The sequence below is a fragment of the Pseudomonas sp. 58 R 3 genome (assembly GCF_900006605.1).
Taxonomy (GTDB): Bacteria; Pseudomonadota; Gammaproteobacteria; order Pseudomonadales; family Pseudomonadaceae; genus Aquipseudomonas; species Aquipseudomonas salomonii.
Window position 1 is genome coordinate 13,744 of sequence record NZ_CVTT01000044.1, and the last position, 18,170, is coordinate 31,913.

At 62.6% G+C, this 18,170-nt stretch carries 14 protein-coding genes; 11 read left to right on the forward strand and 3 right to left on the reverse strand.

Going from position 1 to position 18,170, the window contains the following annotated elements; genetic code table 11:
- Positions 1 to 45: 45 nt before the first annotated feature.
- The 11 genes from BFP92_RS11160 to BFP92_RS11210 all read left to right on the forward strand — a co-directional run bounded on the left by BFP92_RS11160 (position 46) and on the right by BFP92_RS11210 (position 15,065).
- Positions 46 to 327, forward strand: coding sequence for a peptidylprolyl isomerase (locus BFP92_RS11160; RefSeq protein ID WP_005788801.1), 282 nt, complete (start codon positions 46 to 48; stop codon positions 325 to 327).
- Between the two features lie 130 nt (positions 328 to 457).
- Positions 458 to 2,320, forward strand: coding sequence for an extracellular solute-binding protein (locus tag BFP92_RS11165; protein WP_065929528.1), 1,863 nt, complete (start codon positions 458 to 460; stop codon positions 2,318 to 2,320).
- Positions 2,320 to 3,378, forward strand: coding sequence for a microcin C ABC transporter permease YejB (locus tag BFP92_RS11170; protein ID WP_065929529.1), 1,059 nt, complete (start codon positions 2,320 to 2,322; stop codon positions 3,376 to 3,378). The genes BFP92_RS11165 and BFP92_RS11170 overlap by 1 nt, the downstream gene beginning before the upstream one ends.
- Positions 3,378 to 4,400, forward strand: coding sequence for an ABC transporter permease (locus tag BFP92_RS11175; RefSeq protein WP_065929530.1), 1,023 nt, complete (start codon positions 3,378 to 3,380; stop codon positions 4,398 to 4,400). Before BFP92_RS11170 ends, BFP92_RS11175 begins: the two co-directional genes overlap by 1 nt.
- 10 nt (positions 4,401 to 4,410) lie before the next feature.
- Positions 4,411 to 5,982 carry an ABC transporter ATP-binding protein gene (locus BFP92_RS11180; protein ID WP_065929531.1) on the forward strand — a complete coding sequence of 524 codons (1,572 nt, stop codon included), beginning with the start codon at positions 4,411 to 4,413 and terminating at the stop codon, positions 5,980 to 5,982.
- A gap of 132 nt (positions 5,983 to 6,114) precedes the next feature.
- A complete protein-coding gene (locus BFP92_RS11185) occupies positions 6,115 to 7,521 on the forward strand; it encodes a sigma-54 interaction domain-containing protein (RefSeq protein ID WP_065929532.1) in 1,407 nt (468 codons plus the stop codon).
- Between the two features lie 289 nt (positions 7,522 to 7,810).
- Positions 7,811 to 9,202 (forward strand): GntP family permease, encoded by a 1,392-nt coding sequence (locus BFP92_RS11190; RefSeq protein ID WP_058421914.1) that lies wholly within the window; start codon positions 7,811 to 7,813, stop codon positions 9,200 to 9,202.
- Between the two features lie 7 nt (positions 9,203 to 9,209).
- Positions 9,210 to 9,983 carry a 3-hydroxybutyrate dehydrogenase gene (gene hbdH, locus BFP92_RS11195; RefSeq protein WP_065929533.1) on the forward strand — a complete coding sequence of 258 codons (774 nt, stop codon included), beginning with the start codon at positions 9,210 to 9,212 and terminating at the stop codon, positions 9,981 to 9,983.
- 129 nt (positions 9,984 to 10,112) lie between these two features.
- Positions 10,113 to 12,071, forward strand: coding sequence for an acetoacetate--CoA ligase (locus BFP92_RS11200; RefSeq protein WP_065929534.1), 1,959 nt, complete (start codon positions 10,113 to 10,115; stop codon positions 12,069 to 12,071).
- A gap of 137 nt (positions 12,072 to 12,208) precedes the next feature.
- A complete protein-coding gene (locus tag BFP92_RS11205) occupies positions 12,209 to 14,746 on the forward strand; it encodes a PAS domain-containing hybrid sensor histidine kinase/response regulator (protein WP_065929535.1) in 2,538 nt (845 codons plus the stop codon).
- Positions 14,747 to 14,789: 43 nt separating this feature from the next.
- Positions 14,790 to 15,065: a peptidylprolyl isomerase gene (locus BFP92_RS11210; RefSeq protein ID WP_003174397.1), complete on the forward strand. Its 276-nt coding sequence runs from the start codon at positions 14,790 to 14,792 to the stop codon at positions 15,063 to 15,065.
- Positions 15,066 to 15,156: 91 nt separating this feature from the next.
- Here the strand turns inward: BFP92_RS11210 and BFP92_RS11215 are convergent, their stop codons facing one another.
- The 3 genes from BFP92_RS11215 to BFP92_RS11225 form a co-directional block, all read right to left on the reverse strand.
- On the reverse strand, positions 15,157 to 16,062 hold the full coding sequence (locus BFP92_RS11215; RefSeq protein ID WP_065929536.1) for a sugar kinase: 906 nt from the start codon (positions 16,060 to 16,062) through the stop codon (positions 15,157 to 15,159).
- 112 nt (positions 16,063 to 16,174) lie between these two features.
- Complete coding sequence (locus BFP92_RS11220) at positions 16,175 to 17,383, reverse strand: amino acid deaminase (RefSeq protein WP_065929537.1); 1,209 nt, start codon at positions 17,381 to 17,383, stop codon at positions 16,175 to 16,177.
- A gap of 9 nt (positions 17,384 to 17,392) precedes the next feature.
- A complete protein-coding gene (locus BFP92_RS11225) occupies positions 17,393 to 18,157 on the reverse strand; it encodes an IclR family transcriptional regulator (RefSeq protein WP_056859507.1) in 765 nt (254 codons plus the stop codon).
- Positions 18,158 to 18,170: the final 13 nt, after the last annotated feature.

Below are 18,170 nucleotides of genomic sequence, written 5' to 3' on the forward strand. Positions count from 1 at the left end.
CTGAATCCGGTAGGCTCACCCTTTTTACTTCAAGGAGTTACCCCCATGGCCAAAGCCACCGCCCGCCACATCCTCGTTTCCACCGAAGACAAGTGCAACGAACTCAAGGCCCAGATCGAAGGCGGCGCCGATTTCGCAGAAATCGCCAAAGCCAACTCCAGCTGCCCGTCCAGCCGTCAAGGCGGTGACCTGGGTTCGTTCGGCCCAGGCCAGATGGTCAAGGAATTCGACACCGTCGTCTTCAGCGCCCCCGTCAACACCGTGCAAGGCCCGGTAAAAACCCAGTTCGGCTACCACCTGCTGGAAGTCACCAGCCGCCAGGACTGATCCCCTCCGCGCTGATGCTATAAACAACGGCCCGCCTTTTGGTGGGCCGTTGTGCATCAAGTGACTGGCAACCCATAAGCCGTTAACGTACAAATCCCTATTACTGCTCACCCGGCGCTCAAGGCTGATAATGCGATTGGTTTTTTTCACAAAACTCTTCAGCTCCACCCTGGCCCTGCTAGTGGCCAGCACCGCCGTGATCGCGGCCCCGCAAACCTACCTCACGGTCTACGGCGAACCGGCCAAATACCCCACCGGCTTCACCCATTTCGACTACGCCAACCCCAGCGCGCCCAAAGGCGGCAGCCTGCGACGCTCGGCCATCGAAATCGGCCGCTTCGACCATGTATTGCCATACATAGACAAAGGCATCGGCGTGTCCCAGGTCGACGGCTGGCTCTACGCCCCGCTGGCCCAGCGTTCCCTGGATGAGCCCTACACGGTTTACGGCCTGGTCGCCGAAAAAATGGAACGCCCCGACGACGGCCTGTCGTTGCGCTTCTACCTCAACCCCAAGGCACGTTTCGCCGATGGCACGCCGATCACCGCTGAAGACGTGCGCTACAGCTTCGACCTGCTGATGACCCAGGGCAGCCTGCGCTTTCGCACGCTGTTCGCCGACGTCAAACACGTCGAAGTCGAAGGCGAGCGCCAAGTGCGCTTCGACTTTTCCAGCAATGAAAACCGCACCCTGGCGCTGGATATCGCCACCCTGCCGGTGTTCCCCGAGCACTGGTGGAAAACCCGCGACTTCGCCAACGGTGGCGGCTACGAAGCACCGCTGGGCAGCGGCCCGTATAAAATCAGCAAGATCGACTCCGGCAGCACCATCACCTTCACCCGCGACCCCGACTGGTGGGGCAAGGACTTGCCCGTCAGCCGTGGCCTGTACAACTTCGATCACCTGAGCCTGGAGTACTTCGGCGACACCGAGGTGGCCCGCCAGGTGCTGCGCGGCGGCGCCTATGACTTCAACCGCGAGTTCTCCGCCACCGGCTACTCCATCGGCTACAACGGCCCGGCCCTCGACGATGGCCGCCTGCAACGTGCGCACTTGGCCAAGGAGATGCCGCAACCGGCCCAGGGCTATGTGTTCAACGTGCAAAAACCGATGTTCAAGGACCGCCGCGTGCGCCAGGCCCTGGCCATGTTGTGGGATTTCGAATGGGCCAACCGGCAGATGATGCGCAATATGTACATCCGCCAGCAGAGCTTTTTCTCCAACAGCCCGCTGGCCGCCAGCCAACCACCGACCCCAGAGGAACTGGCGATTCTTGAGCCACTGCGCGGCCAGGTGCCGGACGAAGTGTTCACCCAGGTATTCAAGGCGCCGGTCACCGACGGCAGCGGCATGATCCGTGACAAACAGCTGCAAGCCCTGGCACTGCTCGAAGAGGCCGGCTGGACACCCAAGGGCGACAAGCTGGTCAACGCCGACGGCGAACCGCTGGAGTTCACCTTCCTCAATGCCCAGGCCGGCCTGGAACGCCTGTTGCTGCCGTACAAGCGCAACCTGGCCCAGATCGGCATCACCCTCAATATCCGCCGCATCGACTCTTCGCAGTACGTGAACCGCTTGATGGCACGCGATTACGACATGATCGTGATCGGCTTCCCGGTCACCACCTCGCCGGGCATGGAGCTGTACAACTATTTCGGCTCACAGGCCGCCTACGACCCAGGCGCGAACAACTACATGGTGCTTAAAGACCCCGCCGTCGACAGCCTGATCAGCGGGCTGGTCAAAGCCAACACCCAGGCGCAGATGCTCACCTATGCCCATGCCCTGGACCGCGTGCTGCAATGGAACTACCTGTGGATCCCCAACTACTACCCGCCCGGCACTTCGGCCGCGTGGTGGAACCGCTTCGGTCGCCCGGCCATCGAGGCCAAGAACGACGAGGCGCTGGAAACCTGGTGGGAAATCAGCCCCACACCGCTGACCAATGAACAAATGAACGCCGAGCTGAAAAAACGCGGGGGAACGCGCTGATGTTTGCCTATATCGTGCGGCGCCTGCTGCTGATTATTCCGACGCTGGTGATCATCCTGCTGGTCAATTTCGTGATCGTGCAGGCCGCGCCCGGCGGCCCGGTGGAACAGGCCATTGCCCACCTGCAAGGCATCGGTGGCGGCGGCATTGGTGGTGGCGGCGGCGAAGCCGTCAACGGCTCGCGCGCCAGCCGTGGCCTGGACCCCAAATTGATCAAGGACATCGAAAAGCAATACGGTTTCGACAAACCCGCGCCGGAACGCCTGTGGCTAATGCTCAAGAACTACGCCCAGCTGGACTTCGGCAACAGTTTCTTTCGTGGCAAAAGCGTGATCGACCTGATCCTGGAAAAAATGCCGGTGACCATTTCCCTTGGTTTATGGGCCACCTTGATCACCTACCTGGTGTCGATCCCCTTGGGGATTCGCAAGGCGGTGCGCCACGGCAGCAGTTTTGACGTATGGAGCAGCACCGCGATTGTCATCGGTTACGCCATACCGGCCTTCCTGTTTGCGATGTTCCTGATCGTGCTGTTCGCCGGTGGCACCTCGCTGAACTGGTTCCCGGTGCGCGGATTGGTTTCGGAGAACTTCGACGAACTGAGCACAATCGGTAAAATTGCCGACTATTTCTGGCACCTGGTGTTGCCCGTCAGCGCGTTGGTGATCGGCGGTTTCGCCACGCTGACCATCCTGACCAAAAACTCATTCCTCAATGAAATTACGCGCCAATACGTGGTCACCGCCCGCGCCAAGGGCTTGAGTGAACGGCGTGTGCTCTACGGCCATGTGTTTCGCAACGCCATGCTGCTGGTAATCTCGGGGATTCCCCAGGCCTTTATCAGCGTGTTTTTTGCCGGCTCCCTGCTGATCGAGGTGATCTTCTCCCTCGATGGCCTGGGCCGCATGAGCTACGAAGCCGCCGTGTCCCGCGACTACCCGGTAGTGTTCGGCTCATTGTTTATCTTCACCCTGTTCGGACTCTTGATAAAACTCATCGGTGACCTCTGCTACACCCTGGTGGACCCGCGTATCGACTTCGCCGCGAGGAACGCCTGATGCTTAATCTGTCTCCGGTGGCCCGTCGACGTTTCGAGCGTTTCAAGAAGAACCGCCGCGGCTGGTGGTCGCTGTGGCTGTTTATCGGCCTGTTTATCCTGACCCTGGGCGGCGAGTTGATCGCCAATGACAAACCCTTGGTGCTCAGCTTCAAGAACGAACTGTATTTCCCGGTGTTCAAGCGCTACACCGAGCAGCAGTTCGGCGGCCAGTTGCCGTTCCAGGCCGACTACCGCAGTGATTACGTGCAAAAGCTGATCAAGCAGGACGGCGGCTGGATGTTGTTCCCGCCGATCCCGTTCAGCGACGACACGCCCAACTACGAACTGACCCGCCCTGCCCCCAGCCCGCCCTCGACGGTGAACTGGCTGGGCACTGATGATCAATCCCGCGATGTGCTGGCGCGCGTGATCTTTGGCGCGCGGGTGTCGATCCTGTTTGCCCTGGCGCTCACGGCCATCAGCGCCGCCATCGGCATTGCCGCCGGCGCCTTGCAGGGTTATTACGGCGGCTGGGGCGACCTGCTCGGCCAGCGCATTCTGGAAGTGTGGTCGGGGTTGCCGGTGCTGTACCTGCTGATCATTCTGTCCGGTTTTGTCGAGCCCAATTTCTGGTGGCTGCTGGGGATCATGGCGCTGTTTTCCTGGCTGGCCCTGGTGGACGTGGTGCGCGCCGAGTTCCTGCGCGGGCGCAACCTGGAATACGTCAAGGCCGCACGTGCCCTGGGTCTGGGCGACGGCAAGATCATTCGCCGGCATATCCTGCCCAATGCCATGACCGCCACCTTGAGCTACCTGCCGTTTATCCTGACCGGGGCGATTTCGACCTTGAGCGCCCTGGACTTTCTCGGTTTCGGCATGCCCGCCGGCAGTGCCTCTCTGGGCGAGCTGATCGCCCAGGGCAAGCAGAACCTGCAAGCACCCTGGCTGGGCCTGACGGCGTTTTTCACACTGGCGCTGATCCTGTCGCTGCTGGTCTTTATCGGCGAGGCATTGCGTGATGCCTTCGACCCACGCTCATGAGTAATTGCGTATGAACCTGATCGAGATCCGCGACCTCAGCGTCGCCTTCAACGGCCAGACCGTGGTGAGCAACCTGTGCCTGGACGTGCGCCTCGGCGAATGCCTGGCATTGGTCGGCGAGTCGGGCTCGGGCAAGTCGGTCACCGCCCACTCCATTCTGCAACTGCTGCCTGAGGCCGGCACGCACACCACAGGCTCGGTGAAGTATCGCGGCCAGGAGCTGATCGGCGCCTCGGCGGCCACCTTGCAAAAGCTGCGCGGCAACCGCATTGCGATGATTTTCCAGGAGCCGATGACCTCACTCAACCCGCTGCACAGCATCGAAAAGCAGATCGGCGAAACCCTGCTGCTGCACAAGGGCCTGGGCGGCAAGGCCGCGCAGGCGCGTATTCTGGAACTGCTCGAACTGGTGGGCATCCAGAACCCCCAGGAGCGCCTCAAGGCTTACCCGCATCAACTCTCCGGCGGCCAGCGTCAGCGGGTGATGATCGCCATGGCCCTGGCCTGCGAGCCGGAACTGCTGATTGCCGACGAACCCACCACTGCGCTGGACGTGACCGTGCAGCGCAAGATCCTGCTGCTGCTCAAGTCCTTGCAGCAGCGCCTGGGCATGTCGCTGCTGCTGATCAGCCACGACCTCAACCTGGTGCGCAGCATTGCCCAGCGCGTGTGCGTGATGCGCGCCGGCGAGATTGTCGAGCAGGCCGACTGCGAGACGCTGTTCACCGCGCCGCAACACCCCTACAGCCGACTGCTGCTGGATGCCGAGCCGGCCGGTGATGCGCTGTGCAGTGATGAACGCGAAACCGTATTGCAAGTTGACGACCTGAGCGTGCAATTCCCCCTCGGCGGCGGGCTGTTCAGGCGCAAAACCTGGTTGCGCGCAGTCGACGGCATCAGCCTTAGGGTGCAACGTGGCAAGACCCTGGGGATTGTCGGCGAGTCCGGCTCAGGCAAATCCACCCTCGGCCAAGCGATCCTGCGCTTGCTCGACTCCACCGGCAGCATCCGTTTTCAGGGTGAAGCCCTCGACCCGCTGAACAACCAGCAGATGCGCCCGTGGCGCAAACAGATGCAGGTGGTATTCCAGGACCCGTTCGGCAGCCTCAGCCCGCGCATGTCGGTGCAACAGATCATCAGCGAGGGCCTGGAAGTGCATGCGCCGTGCAGCCTGGCCGAGCGTGATGCGCAAGTGATCCAGGTGCTCAAGGACGTGGGGCTCGACCCCGAAAGCCGCCACCGTTACCCCCATGAATTTTCCGGCGGCCAGCGCCAACGCATCGCCATCGCCCGCGCCCTGGTGCTCAAGCCGGCGCTGATGCTGCTGGATGAACCCACCTCGGCCCTCGACCGCACCGTGCAGAAACAAGTGGTGGCGCTGTTGCGTGAACTGCAGGAAAAATACGGCCTGACCTACCTGTTTATCAGCCACGACCTGGCGGTGGTGCGGGCCATGGCCCATGACATGATCGTGATCAAGGACGGCAAGGTGGTGGAGCGCGGCGCGAGCCATGTGGTGTTCGATGCGCCGCAACATCCCTATACCAAAGAGCTGCTGGCGGCGGCGCACATCCCTTTATGAGATTGTTCCCACGCTCCGCGTGGGAACACAGCCTGGGACGCTCCGCGTCCCGCTCGCCAAGTGACGCGGAGCGTCACGGGAGGCATTCCCACGCAGAGCGTGGGAACGATCACATCACAGGATTCGGCACACATGAACATCAGCGACAGCCTCAAGGACTACCAGCAGGTTCGCGGCCTGGCCATCCAGTCGCTGTTCGAGATCATCGAGCAGTCCAGCGAAGGCACGGTGATTGTCGATCGCGACGCGAATATCGTGTGGATGAACGAGCGCTATGCCAAGCGTTTCGGCCTTAAAAGCGCCGATGAAGCCATCGGCCAGCCGTGCGAGCAGGTGATTTCCAACAGCCTGCTACGCCAGGTGGTGCGCAACGACCAGCCGATTCTGCTGGATATCCAGGACACGCCCAAAGGCCCGCTGGTGGTGATGCGCCTGCCGATCCACGATGACGCAGGCGCGGTGATCGGCGCGATCGGGTTTGCGCTGTTTGATGAGCTGCGCAACTTGTCGCCGCTGATCGAGCGCTACCTGAGCATGCAGCAGGAACTGGCCTCCACCCGCTCGCTGCTGCGTTCACGCCAGAGCAAATACAACTTCGCGCATTTTATAGGCACCAGCGCGGCCAGCCTGGAAGTCAAACGCCGGGCGCGGCGCAGTGCGAGTGCCGAGTCGCCCGTGTTGCTGCTGGGCGAAACCGGCACCGGTAAAGAGTTGCTGGCCCAGGCCATCCACGGCGCCTCCACGCGCGCCCATAAGGCGTTTGTCAGCATCAACAGCGCGGCCATTCCCGGCGACCTGCTCGAAGCCGAGTTCTTCGGCACCGCACCAGGCGCCTTCACCGGTGCCGACCGCAAGGGCCGCCCCGGCAAGTTGCAGATCGCCCAGGGCGGCACGCTGTTCCTCGATGAAATCGGCGACATGCCGTTGCCACTGCAAAGCAAACTGCTGCGCGTGTTGCAGGAAAAGGAATACGAACCGGTAGGCTCCAACGAGATGGTGCACAGCGATGTGCGGGTGATCGCCGCCACGTCCATGGACCTGGAAGCGGCGATCAAGCGCGGCGAATTCAGGGCGGATTTGTATTACCGACTGAACGTGCTGCCGATCCAGGTGCCACCGCTGCGTGAGCGCCTGGAAGATATTCCGGCGTTGAGCGAAGCGATTCTTGAGGAGCTGCGCAGCCAGCATGAGCTGGACCGGGAAGCCCTGGCGTTGCTGGCGCAGCATGCGTGGCCAGGCAATATCCGTGAACTGCGCAACGTACTGGAACGCGCGGCATTGTTGAGTGATGACCTGGTGCTGGATGCCGACGAAATTCGCGCGGCGATCGGCACGTTCAGCCCGGTGGCGCGCGGGCGAGTGGAGACGGTCGAGGGCGAGACATTTGCGGCGGCGCGGGAGCGGTTTGATCGGCAGGTGATTGCGGCGGCGCTCAAGGCCTGTGAAGGCAATGTGGTGGAAGCCGCCAAGCGGCTGGGGCTGGGTAGATCGACGCTGTACAAGAAGATGGTCGCGCTGGGCATCAGCGAATCCCAATAAAGAGACAAACATCTCATTATAAAGACAATCTAATGTGGGAGCTGGCTTGCTCGCGAATACGGTGGTTCAGCAACAAATTTGCTGGCTGATAGACCACATTCGCGAGCAAGCCCGCTCCCACATTGGATATGTACTTGTCTCATAACCGAGACAAAATGCAAAACCTCAGTTATAAAAATTATAAATATCCATATATTTCAACAGATTAGACACTTGGCACACATCTCGCTATAGCCCCTCTCCAACGCACTACCCCCACAAAAATAACAATTCGATCTGGAGACACACCATGAGTGTGATCATTGCCCTGGCAGCCCTCGCGCTGCTGATGCTGGCCGCCTACCGTGGCTACAGCGTAATCCTGTTTGCCCCCATCGCCGCCCTCGGCGCCGTGCTGCTCACCGATCCGTCCGCCGTCGCCCCTGCGTTTACCGGGGTGTTCATGGAAAAAATGGTCGGCTTCATCAAACTGTACTTCCCGGTGTTCCTGCTCGGCGCGGTGTTCGGCAAGCTGATCGAGCTGTCGGGCTTTTCGCGCTCGATTGTGGCCGCCGCCATCCGCTTGCTCGGCACGCGCCAGGCGATGCTGGTGATTGTGCTGGTCTGCGCCCTGCTCACCTACGGCGGCGTGTCGCTGTTCGTGGTGGTGTTTGCGGTGTACCCGTTTGCGGCGGAGATGTTCCGCCAGAGCAACATTCCCAAGCGCCTGATCCCGGCGACCATCGCCCTCGGTGCATTCTCGTTCACCATGGACGCCCTGCCCGGCACGCCGCAGATCCAGAACATCATCCCCAGCACCTTCTTCAACACCACCGCCTGGGCGGCGCCGTGGCTGGGCTTGATCGGCACGGTCTTCGTGTTCTGCACCGGCATGCTCTACCTGGCGCGCCAGCGCAACAAGGCACAACGCGCCGGTGAAGGTTATGGCACCGAGCTGCGCAACGAGCCGGAAACCGCCGACAACCTGGCGCTGCCCAACCCGTGGGTGGCGCTGTCGCCGCTGATTCTGGTGGGCGTGATGAACCTGCTGTTCACCCACTGGATCCCGCAGTGGTATGGCAAGACCCACAGCCTCAGCCTGCCGGGCATGAGCACGCCGGTGACCACCGACATCGCCAAGCTCACGGCGATTTGGGCGGTGCAGGCGGCGTTGCTGGTGGGCATCGTCATGGTGCTGGTGTTCGGCTGGTCGGCGATCAAAAGCAAGCTCGCCGAAGGCAGTAAAAGCGCGGTCAGCGGCGCGCTGCTGGCGGCCATGAACACCGCCTCGGAATACGGCTTCGGCGCGGTGATCGCCTCGTTGCCAGGCTTTCTGGTGCTGGCGGACTGGCTCAAGGGCATCCCCAACCCGCTGGTCAACGAAGCAATTACCGTGACCCTGCTGGCCGGCATCACCGGCTCCGCCTCAGGCGGCATGAGCATCGCCCTGGCGGCGATGTCCGAGAGCTTTATTTCGGCGGCCCATGCGGCCAATATCCCCCTTGAAGTGCTGCACCGGGTCGCGGCCATGGCCAGCGGCGGCATGGACACTCTGCCCCACAACGGCGCGGTGATCACCCTGCTGGCGGTCACCGGGCTGACCCACCGCGAAGCCTACAAGGACATTTTCGGCATCACGATCATCAAGACCCTCGCGGTGTTTGTGGTGATCGGTACTTTCTACGCCACCGGCATTGTGTGAGGTTTTCATGACGACTTTGAATGGCAAGACCGCCCTGGTTACCGGCTCCACCAGCGGCATTGGCTTGGGCATCGCGCTGAGCCTGGCCAAGGCCGGTGCCAACCTGATCCTCAACGGTTTCGGCGATGCCCGCGCGGTGATCGCCCAGGTGCAGGCGTTTGGCGGCAAGGTCGGGCATCACCCGGCCGACGTCAGCGACCCGGCGCAAATTGCCGACATGTTTGCCTACGCCGAGCGCGAGTTCGGCGGCGTCGACATTCTGGTCAACAACGCCGGCATTCAGCATGTGGCGGCCGTGGAAGACTTCCCGGTGGAGCGCTGGGATTCGATCATCGCGATCAACCTGTCGTCGGTGTTCCACAGCACACGTTTGAGTTTGCCGGGCATGAAGGCCAAGGGCTGGGGGCGTATCGTCAATATCGCGTCGGTGCATGGTTTGGTCGGCTCGGTGGGCAAGGCGGCGTATGTGGCGGCCAAACACGGTGTCATCGGCCTGACCAAAGTGGTGGGCCTGGAGACCGCCACCGGTAACGTCACTTGCAATGCCATCTGCCCCGGCTGGGTGTTGACGCCGCTGGTGCAAAAGCAGATTGATGATCGCGCGGCCAAGGGCATTGATCCGCAGCAGGCCCAGCATGATTTGCTCGCGGAAAAACAGCCGTCGCTGGAGTTTGTGACGCCGCCGCAGCTGGGTGAGTTGGTGTTGTTCCTGTGCAGTGAAGCTGGCGCCCAAGTGCGCGGCGCCGCGTGGAACATCGATGGTGGCTGGCTGGCCCAGTAATGGTCGTAATGATCGTTCCCACGCTCTGCGTGGGAATGCAGCCCAGGACGCTCCGCGTCCCAAGAGCGGACGCAGAGCGTCCATAGAGGCATTCCCACGCAGAGCATGGGAACGAGAAGAGGCAACTGTATGTCCGAGATCCTCTGGCAACCCTCCCCCGAACGCATCGCCAACACGCGAATGGACCAGTTCCGGCGCTACATCAACCAACGCTACCGCCTGCAGCTGGGTGACTACCCCGCCCTGCACCAATGGAGCATCGACCAGCGCGCCGACTTCTGGCAGGCGATCGTCGCCTTTTTTGAGGTGCAGTTTCGCAGCCCGCCCAGCACCACGCTGATCGAAGGCGCGGCAATGCCCAGCGCCGAGTGGTTCCCCGGCGCGACCCTGAACTTTGCCGAACACCTGCTGCGCCGCCGGGATGATCACCCGGCAGTGGTGGCGGTCAGTGAAGACGGCCAGCGCGAACAGCTGACCTATGCCGAACTGGCCCGGCATGTCGCAGGCTTGCAGCGTAGCTTGCGGGCGGCGGGTGTAACCCGGGGCGACCGCGTGGCCGCGTGCATGCCCAACACCTGGCAAACCCTGGTCGGCATGCTTGCCACCACCAGCCTGGGCGCGATCTGGTCGTGCTCCTCGCCGGACTTCGGCACCCAAGGCGTGATCGACCGTTTCGGCCAGATAGAACCCAAGGTGTTGATCACCTGCGCGGGCTACCGCTATGCCGGCAAGGACATCGACCAAAGCGCCAAACTCAATGAAATCCTCGAACGCCTGCCGTCCCTGGAGCAGTTGATCATCGTGCCGTATGCCCGGCCCCAGGCGCGCAGCGAGGACTACCGCACCCACGCCAGGGTCGCACTGTGGAACGACTTCTACTCACCCGGCGGCGAGCCTGAATTTGTCGCGGTGCCGTTCGATCATCCGCTGTATATCCTCTATTCCAGCGGCACCACCGGCGTGCCCAAGTGCATCATCCACTGCACCGGCGGCGTGCTGCTCACCCACCTCAAGGAGCACGGCCTGCACGCCGACCTCTCGCGCGAAGATTGCCTGTTCTACTACACCACCTGCGGCTGGATGATGTGGAACTGGCTGGTGTCGGTGCTGGCCCTGGGTGCCACGGCAGTGCTGTATGACGGCTCGCCGTTTCACCCCGGCCCCGAACGGCTGATCGACCTGATCGACGCGGAAAAAATCAGCGTCTTTGGCACCAGCCCCAAGTTTCTCGCCACCCTGGAAAAGGCCGGCCTGCAACCGCGCCTGAGCCACGATCTGGGCAGCCTCAAAGGCCTGATTTCAACCGGCTCGCCGCTGTCGCCGCAGAGTTACGACTATGTGTACCGCGAGATCAAGGCCGAGCTGTGCCTGTCGTCAATGTCGGGCGGCACCGATATCGTCTCCTGCTTTGTGATCGGCAACCCGGTGTTGCCGGTGCGGCGCGGCGAAATGCAGTGCAAGAGCCTGGCCATGGCCATCGAAGTGTGGGACGACCAGGGCCGGCCGCTGATCGGGGAAAAAGGCGAGCTGGTGTGTACCCGGCATTTTCCGGCCCTGCCGATTGGCCTGTGGAATGACCCCGACCGGCAAAAACTGCGCGCCTCGTATTTCAGCCAGTTTCCCGGCGTGTGGGCCCAGGGCGACTACGCCGAGCAGCGGGCCAACGGCAGCCTGCTGATTCACGGGCGCTCCGACGCGGTGCTCAACCCCGGCGGTGTGCGCATCGGTACGGCAGAGATCTATCGCCAGGTGGAAAAAGTCCCGCAGGTGCTGGAAAGCCTGGCCATCGGCCAACGCTGGCAGGACGATGTGCGGGTGGTGCTGTTTGTGCGGCTCAATGACGGCATCACGCTGGATGACGCCCTGGAGCAGCAGATTCGCCAGGTGATCCGCGCCAACACCACGCCGCGCCATGTTCCGGCGAAGATCCTCGCGGTCAGCGATATACCACGCACCATCAGCGGCAAGATCGTAGAACTGGCGGTGCGCAATGTGGTGCATGGTGAGCCGGTCAAAAACACCGATGCCCTGGCCAATCCGCAGGCACTGGAGCAGTTTCGCAACCGGCCTGAACTGGCGGACGGATGAAAGGTTTCAGCGCTGACGCACGCAATTGAAGACAAACCCTCAATGCATGCTATTTTTCGAGGGGTAGTCAGCCGTTCCCGTCTCGCGGGATAATCGGCTGTGGTCGTATTTCAAAGTGTCAGGTGCAGGGCTTTTACATGAATGGAACATCCACCGGTAGCGAAGCCGCCGCATTGATTGCGCGGCTGGACTGGGCGCAAAGCCCGCTCGGTGAGGCCGGTGACTGGCCGCAGAGCCTGCGCACAGCCGTCGATATCGTCGTCCATTCACCGATGCCGATGCTGCTGTTGTGGGGCCGCCAGCTCACCCAGCTTTACAACGACAGCTTCGCGGTGCTCGCGGGCAACAAACACCCCGAGGCGCTGGGCCAACCGGCCCATGACACCTGGCCGGAGCTTGAGAGTTTTACGGCGCCGATCTACGACGCGGTGCTCGGCGGCCAGGTGCGCACCTTCAGCGAACAGCGCTTTGTGCTGCAACGCAATAACCGCGACGCCGACATCTGGCTAGACCTCACCTACAGCCCGGTGCGCGACGAAGGCGGCAGCGTGGCCGGGATCCTGGTCACCGCCATCGAGACCAACGAGCGGCGCAGCAAAACCCTCGAACTGCAGCAGCGCTCCGAAGACAGCCTCAAGGCCCAGCACAACAGCGAACAGCGCCTGCAACTGGCCCTGGCGGCAACCGACGCGGTGGGCACCTGGGACTGGGATATCGGCGAAGACCGCTTTATCGCCGACGCCCACTTTGCCCACTTGCACGGTGTCGACCCGCAAGACGCCGGCCTGCTGCCGATCAGCGACTACCTGCAAGGCGTACACCCGGAAGACCGTGGCATGGTCGCGCGCAGCATCAAGCATTGCATCACCTTCGGCACCGAATACGCCGAGGAATACCGCCTGCTGCAAGCCGACGGCCAGCTGCGCTGGGTGTTTGCCCGCGGCCGCTGCTACAAAGACCATCAAGGCCGCCCGGCACGGTTCCTGGGGGCCGCGCTGGACCTGACCGAGCGCAAGCAGACCGAACAGGCGCTGCGCCAAAGCCAGACCGAGCTGCAACTGATCATCAACGCCATGCCGGTGCTGATCGGCTACGTCGACCACGAGCAGCGCTTTCGCCTCAACAACAGCGCCTACCTCGATTGGTACGGCATGACGCCCCAGGAACTGTACGGCAAGAGCATCCGCGAAGTGCTCGGCGACGAGGTGTATGCCGGGCGCGTGGACAAGATCGACGCCGCGCTGCGCGGCAAGGCCTGCAGCTTCATGACCATCACCCCGCACCGCGACGGCCGGCCGCGCCATGCGCTGATGAAGTACTTGCCGCGCTTCAGCAATGACGGCTCGGTGAATGGTTTCTACATTTTTGTGATCGATGAGACCGAACGCAAACTCACCGAAGAAGCCCTGCGCCACCTCAACGAAAACCTTGAAGAACGCGTGGCCCAGCGCACCCAGGCGCTGGCCGAGGCCAACCAGCGCCTGCAAAACGAGATGTTCGAGCGTGAGCGCGCCGAAGACGCACTGCGCCATGCACAAAAAATGGAAGCGGTCGGCCAGCTCACGGGGGGCATCGCCCATGACTTCAACAATATGCTCACCGGCATTATCGGCAGCCTGGACTTGATGCAGCGCTATATCGCCGCCGGGCGCAGCGACGAAATCGGCCGCTTTACCGACGCGGCGGTGTCGTCCGCCCACCGCGCGGCCGCCCTCACCCACCGGCTGCTGGCGTTCTCCCGCCGCCAGTCGCTGGACCGCCGGCCACTGGACCCGAACGAGCTGGTGGCGTCCCTGGAAGATTTGTTCCGCCGCACCAAAGGCGCACATATCGAGCTCAAGGTGCAACTGGGCAAGGATATCTGGCCGGTCAACACCGATGCCAGCCAACTGGAAAACGCCTTGCTCAACCTGGTGATCAACGCCCGCGACGCGATGCCCGACGGCGGCCAATTGCGCATCGAAACCGCCAACAGTTACCTGGACGGTACCGATATCACCACCCTGGAGCCGGTCAAGGCCGGTGACTACGTGATGCTCGGCGTCTGCGACAACGGCACCGGCATGGCGCCGAAGATTCTGGCCAAGGCGTTCGACCCGTTCTTCACCACCAAGCCCATCGGCCAGGGCACCGGCCTGGGGTTGTCGATGATCTACGGCTTTGCCCAGCAATCCGGCGGCCATGTGACCATTCAAAGCGAACCCGGCCAGGGCACCTGCGTGCGCCTGTACTTGCCGCGCCTGCATGGCACCGCACTGGAAAGCAGCTTGCCGCCGCACTTGGGCGAGGCGCCGCTGGCACAAGCCGGTGAAGCGGTGGTGGTGGTCGAGGATGACCCAGCGGTGCGCATGCTGGTGGTCAACGTGCTCGGTGAACTGGGCTACACCGCCCATCAGGCGGCGGATGCGCGCACCGCGCTGCCGCTGCTGGAGTCGGACCTGCGCGTGGACCTGCTGGTCACCGATGTCGGCCTGCCGGGCATGAACGGCCGACAGTTGGCGGAAATCGCCCGTCAGCACCGGCCGGGCCTGCGCGTATTGTTCATGACCGGTTACGCCGAACAGGCCGCCGAGCGCCAGGGCTTCCTGGAGGACGGCATGGACATGGTGGCCAAGCCGTTTTCCATTGACGTGCTGGCGACTAAAATCCGCAGCATGATCAACGTTGACGAATGAGTTCAGGCATAATCGCGCGCCGTCGCACACCTGGTAGAACGTTATGAAAGCCCAAGCCCGTCATATTCTGGTGAAAACCAGTGAAGAAGCCGAACAGCTCAAACAGCGCATTGCCAAGGGCGAAGCGTTTGATGTGCTGGCCAAAAAGTACTCCACCTGCCCGTCCGGCAAGCGCGGCGGTGATTTGGGTGAAGTGCGGCCTGGGCAGATGGTGGGGGCGATTGATGCGGTGATCTTCAAGAAGCCGGTGAAGGTGGTGCACGGGCCGATCAAGAGCAAGTTTGGCTATCACCTGGTTCAGGTGTTTTACCGCGACTGACCACAGAGCGTCCGGTGAGGCATTCCCACGCAGAGCGTGGGAACGATCAGTGTGGGAGCTGGCTTGCCTGCGAACCGCCGCAGGCGGCCATTCACCGCGCAATCAAAGCCCCCGGCACCTGAATCACCCGGCTCGCCAACCGATGCCCCGCCAACGCCGCTTGTTCAGGCGAGCCGCCCGTGAGCCGACTGGCCAAATACGCCGCACTGAACGAATCCCCGGCCGCCGTGGTGTCCACCACCTTCTCGACCTTCAGCGCCGGCACCGCAAAACGCTCGCCATCACAGCGGATCAAACACGCGTCCGCGCCACGCTTGAGCACCACTTCTGCAATCGCCGGGTACGCCGCGAACACCTGCTCGCTGTCGGCATAACCAAACAATGCGCGTTCGTCATCCTCGGTCAGCAAGGCGATATCCACCTCGGCCAGCACCCGGTGATACGCCGCGCGCGCCGCGTCGACACTCGCCCACAGGCGCGGACGATAGTTGTTGTCGAACACCACCTTGCCACCGCGCCGGCGGGTTTCGATCAGGGTTTGCATCAAGCGCTCACGCCCGACTTCACCCAGTACCGCCAGGGTGATGCCGCTGAAATACACCACGTCGTAGTGCGGCAACGCCGCCAGGATCGGCTCGGCTGCCGGCGTGGTGAAGCAGTCGCGCACCGCGGCTTCGTTGCGCCAGTAGAGGAATTTTCGCTCGCCGTTGGCGTCGGTCTGGATGCAGTAAAGCCCCGGTAGACGCCCGGGCAGGCGCTGAACCATGCCCAGCCCGAGGCCTTCGGCGGTCCATTGCTGGCACATGGCATTGCTGAAACTGTCATCGCCCAGGGCGGTCACGTAGTCGACCGTGCCGACGGTGCCCAACTCGCGGCGCAGGTACACCGCCGCGTTCAAGGTGTCGCCGCCGAAGCTCTGTTGCAGGCTGCCATCGGCGCGGTGTTGCAGTTCGATCATGCATTCGCCGATCAGGGCGACGCGGGGAGTTGTGTTCATGCCTGGGGACTCTGGGTGTGTTGGAGGGCCTCATCGCAGGCAAGCCAGCGCCCACATTTTATTGCATTTCAACCTCTGGGAGCTGGCTTGCCTGCGATGACCACGACGCGGTCTAGAAGCAGGTATGCAAGGATTCAACGACCTGCAACCGCTCATCCACCAGGCAGCCCACCTGCCACTTGTCGAACGTCAGGCACGGGTGCGAAGTGCCAAAGGAGATGATGTCGCCGATACGCAACTCAACCCCCGGTGCCACCGTCATGAATGCATGCTGGTCCATCACCGCCGTGACTTTGCACGCGGTCACATCATCGCCTTCGGCCGGCACAATCCCGGCCTTGTAGCGCTTGAGCGGCACCGGCAAACCGGCGTCGTAGGCCACGTCACGCTTGCCCAGGGCAACTACCGCAAAGCCAGGCTCGGGCATCGATTGCACGTGCGCCCAGACTTCCAGGGCCGGGCGCAGGCCTTCGTTGAGGTCGCTGCGGCGGTCGAGCACGCAGCACTGCGCCTCTTTGTAGATGCCATGGTCGTGGGCCACATAGCTGCCGGGGCGCAACACACTGAGGAAGCGGCCGGCGGCGTTTTGCGCTTCAAATGACTCGGCAATCAGGTCGTACCAGGCCGAACCCGAGGCGGTGATGATCGGCTTGGGCCAGTCGAACGCGCCATTGTTTTGCAGGTCCACGGCCAGGCGTACCAGGCTGGCGGCAAAGTCACGGATGCCGCTGACGGCGTGTTCGCCGTGGATCACACCTTCGTAGCCTTCAATACCGGTCAGGGCCAGGGCCGGTTGGGCTTTGATCGCCTGGGCCAGCTCGCGCACTTGCTGCTCGCTGCGGCACCCGCAACGGCCGCCGACCACGCCGTATTCGATCATCACGTTCAGGCGCAGGCCACGGGCGGCGAAGAACAGGCCCAGGTCGGCGACGTTGTCCGGGTGATCGACCATGCAGTGAAAATCAAACTCCGGGTCGGCCAGCAGGTCGGCGATCAGCGCCATGTTCGGCGCGCCCACCAGCTGGTTGGCCATCAACACGCGGCGCACGCCGCCGGCATAGGCGGCGCGGGTCTGCACGGCATTGGCCAGGGTGATGCCCCAGGCGCCCGCCTCGATCTGGCGCTGGAACAGCGCCGGCATCATGCTGGTTTTGCCATGGGGCGCGAGCTCTGCACCGCTGTTGCTGACAAATGCCTGCATCCAGCGGATGTTGTGTTCCAGCGCGTCACGGTGCAGCACCAGGGCCGGCAGGCTGACGTCACGGACCAAGTGGGCACCGACGGCGGCGGCGCCTTTTTCAACGGCATTGAGGGCAGACATGAAGTACTCCTATTCGTTGATACGCCGGGCCAGGTTATTGGCGCTGTCGATCAATACCCGGCGATAGTCGTTGTAGTTTTTGATCGCATCGGCGCGCGGTGCAACGATGCACAAGGTCGCGATGCTGATGCCCTGCGCGTCCCGCACCGGGGCGGCAAAGCAATGGGTGAAGGTGTCGGCCACGCTGTCGAAGGAGAAAAACCCATCGAGGGTGGCCTGACGAATTTGTGCCAGGAAGGTTTCCAGTGGCAGGCGCTGGCCGTCCGGCAGGATGAAGTCGTCGTGGTCGATCAGGTCGATGATCTGCTGGTCGCTCAAGTGCCCCAGCAACAAGCGCCCGGAAGCGGTCCAGGGGATTGGCGCGTTTTCGCCGATGTCCGAGGAAATCCGAAAATGCCGCTCGCCTTCACGCATCAGCGCCACCGTGTATTTGCGCCCGTTGAGCAGGCACATCTGCGCGGTTTCGTGGGTCTGGCTGACGATCTCCTGCAAGGCGTGGTCGGCCTCGCGGGTCAGGTCGAAATGGCGCAGGTGCGCCTGGCCGAGAAAGTACAGCTGGCGGCCGAGGTAGACGTGACCGTCCTTGCCCACCGTCTCCAGAATGCGCCGCTCCAGCAACGACGCAACCAGTTCATAGACCGTGGACTTGGGGCTGCCGATGCCGCTGGCAATATCATTCGGGCGCAGGGGCTGGCCGATCTCCTTGAGAAAATCGAGGATATCGAATGCACGGTCCAATCCTTTGGCGCGGCGCTTGATGGTGTCTTCGGTCATGGCAGTCGTCGGT

Bases quoted from the DNA above. Each gene is read 5' to 3' on its own strand.
- BFP92_RS11210 (WP_003174397.1), top strand. From the start codon at position 14,790: ATGAAAGCCCAAGCCCGTCATATTCTGGTGAAAACCAGTGAAGAAGCC.
- BFP92_RS11175 (WP_065929530.1), top strand. From the start codon at position 3,378: ATGCTTAATCTGTCTCCGGTGGCCCGTCGACGTTTCGAGCGTTTCAAG.
- BFP92_RS11185 (WP_065929532.1), top strand. From the start codon at position 6,115: ATGAACATCAGCGACAGCCTCAAGGACTACCAGCAGGTTCGCGGCCTG.
- BFP92_RS11180 (WP_065929531.1), top strand. From the start codon at position 4,411: ATGAACCTGATCGAGATCCGCGACCTCAGCGTCGCCTTCAACGGCCAG.
- BFP92_RS11160 (WP_005788801.1), top strand. From the start codon at position 46: ATGGCCAAAGCCACCGCCCGCCACATCCTCGTTTCCACCGAAGACAAG.
- BFP92_RS11200 (WP_065929534.1), top strand. From the start codon at position 10,113: ATGTCCGAGATCCTCTGGCAACCCTCCCCCGAACGCATCGCCAACACG.
- BFP92_RS11190 (WP_058421914.1), top strand. From the start codon at position 7,811: ATGAGTGTGATCATTGCCCTGGCAGCCCTCGCGCTGCTGATGCTGGCC.
- BFP92_RS11205 (WP_065929535.1), top strand. From the start codon at position 12,209: ATGAATGGAACATCCACCGGTAGCGAAGCCGCCGCATTGATTGCGCGG.
- BFP92_RS11225 (WP_056859507.1), bottom strand. From the start codon at position 18,157: ATGACCGAAGACACCATCAAGCGCCGCGCCAAAGGATTGGACCGTGCA.
- BFP92_RS11165 (WP_065929528.1), top strand. From the start codon at position 458: ATGCGATTGGTTTTTTTCACAAAACTCTTCAGCTCCACCCTGGCCCTG.
- hbdH (WP_065929533.1), top strand. From the start codon at position 9,210: ATGACGACTTTGAATGGCAAGACCGCCCTGGTTACCGGCTCCACCAGC.
- BFP92_RS11170 (WP_065929529.1), top strand. From the start codon at position 2,320: ATGTTTGCCTATATCGTGCGGCGCCTGCTGCTGATTATTCCGACGCTG.
- BFP92_RS11215 (WP_065929536.1), bottom strand. From the start codon at position 16,062: ATGAACACAACTCCCCGCGTCGCCCTGATCGGCGAATGCATGATCGAA.
- BFP92_RS11220 (WP_065929537.1), bottom strand. From the start codon at position 17,383: ATGTCTGCCCTCAATGCCGTTGAAAAAGGCGCCGCCGCCGTCGGTGCC.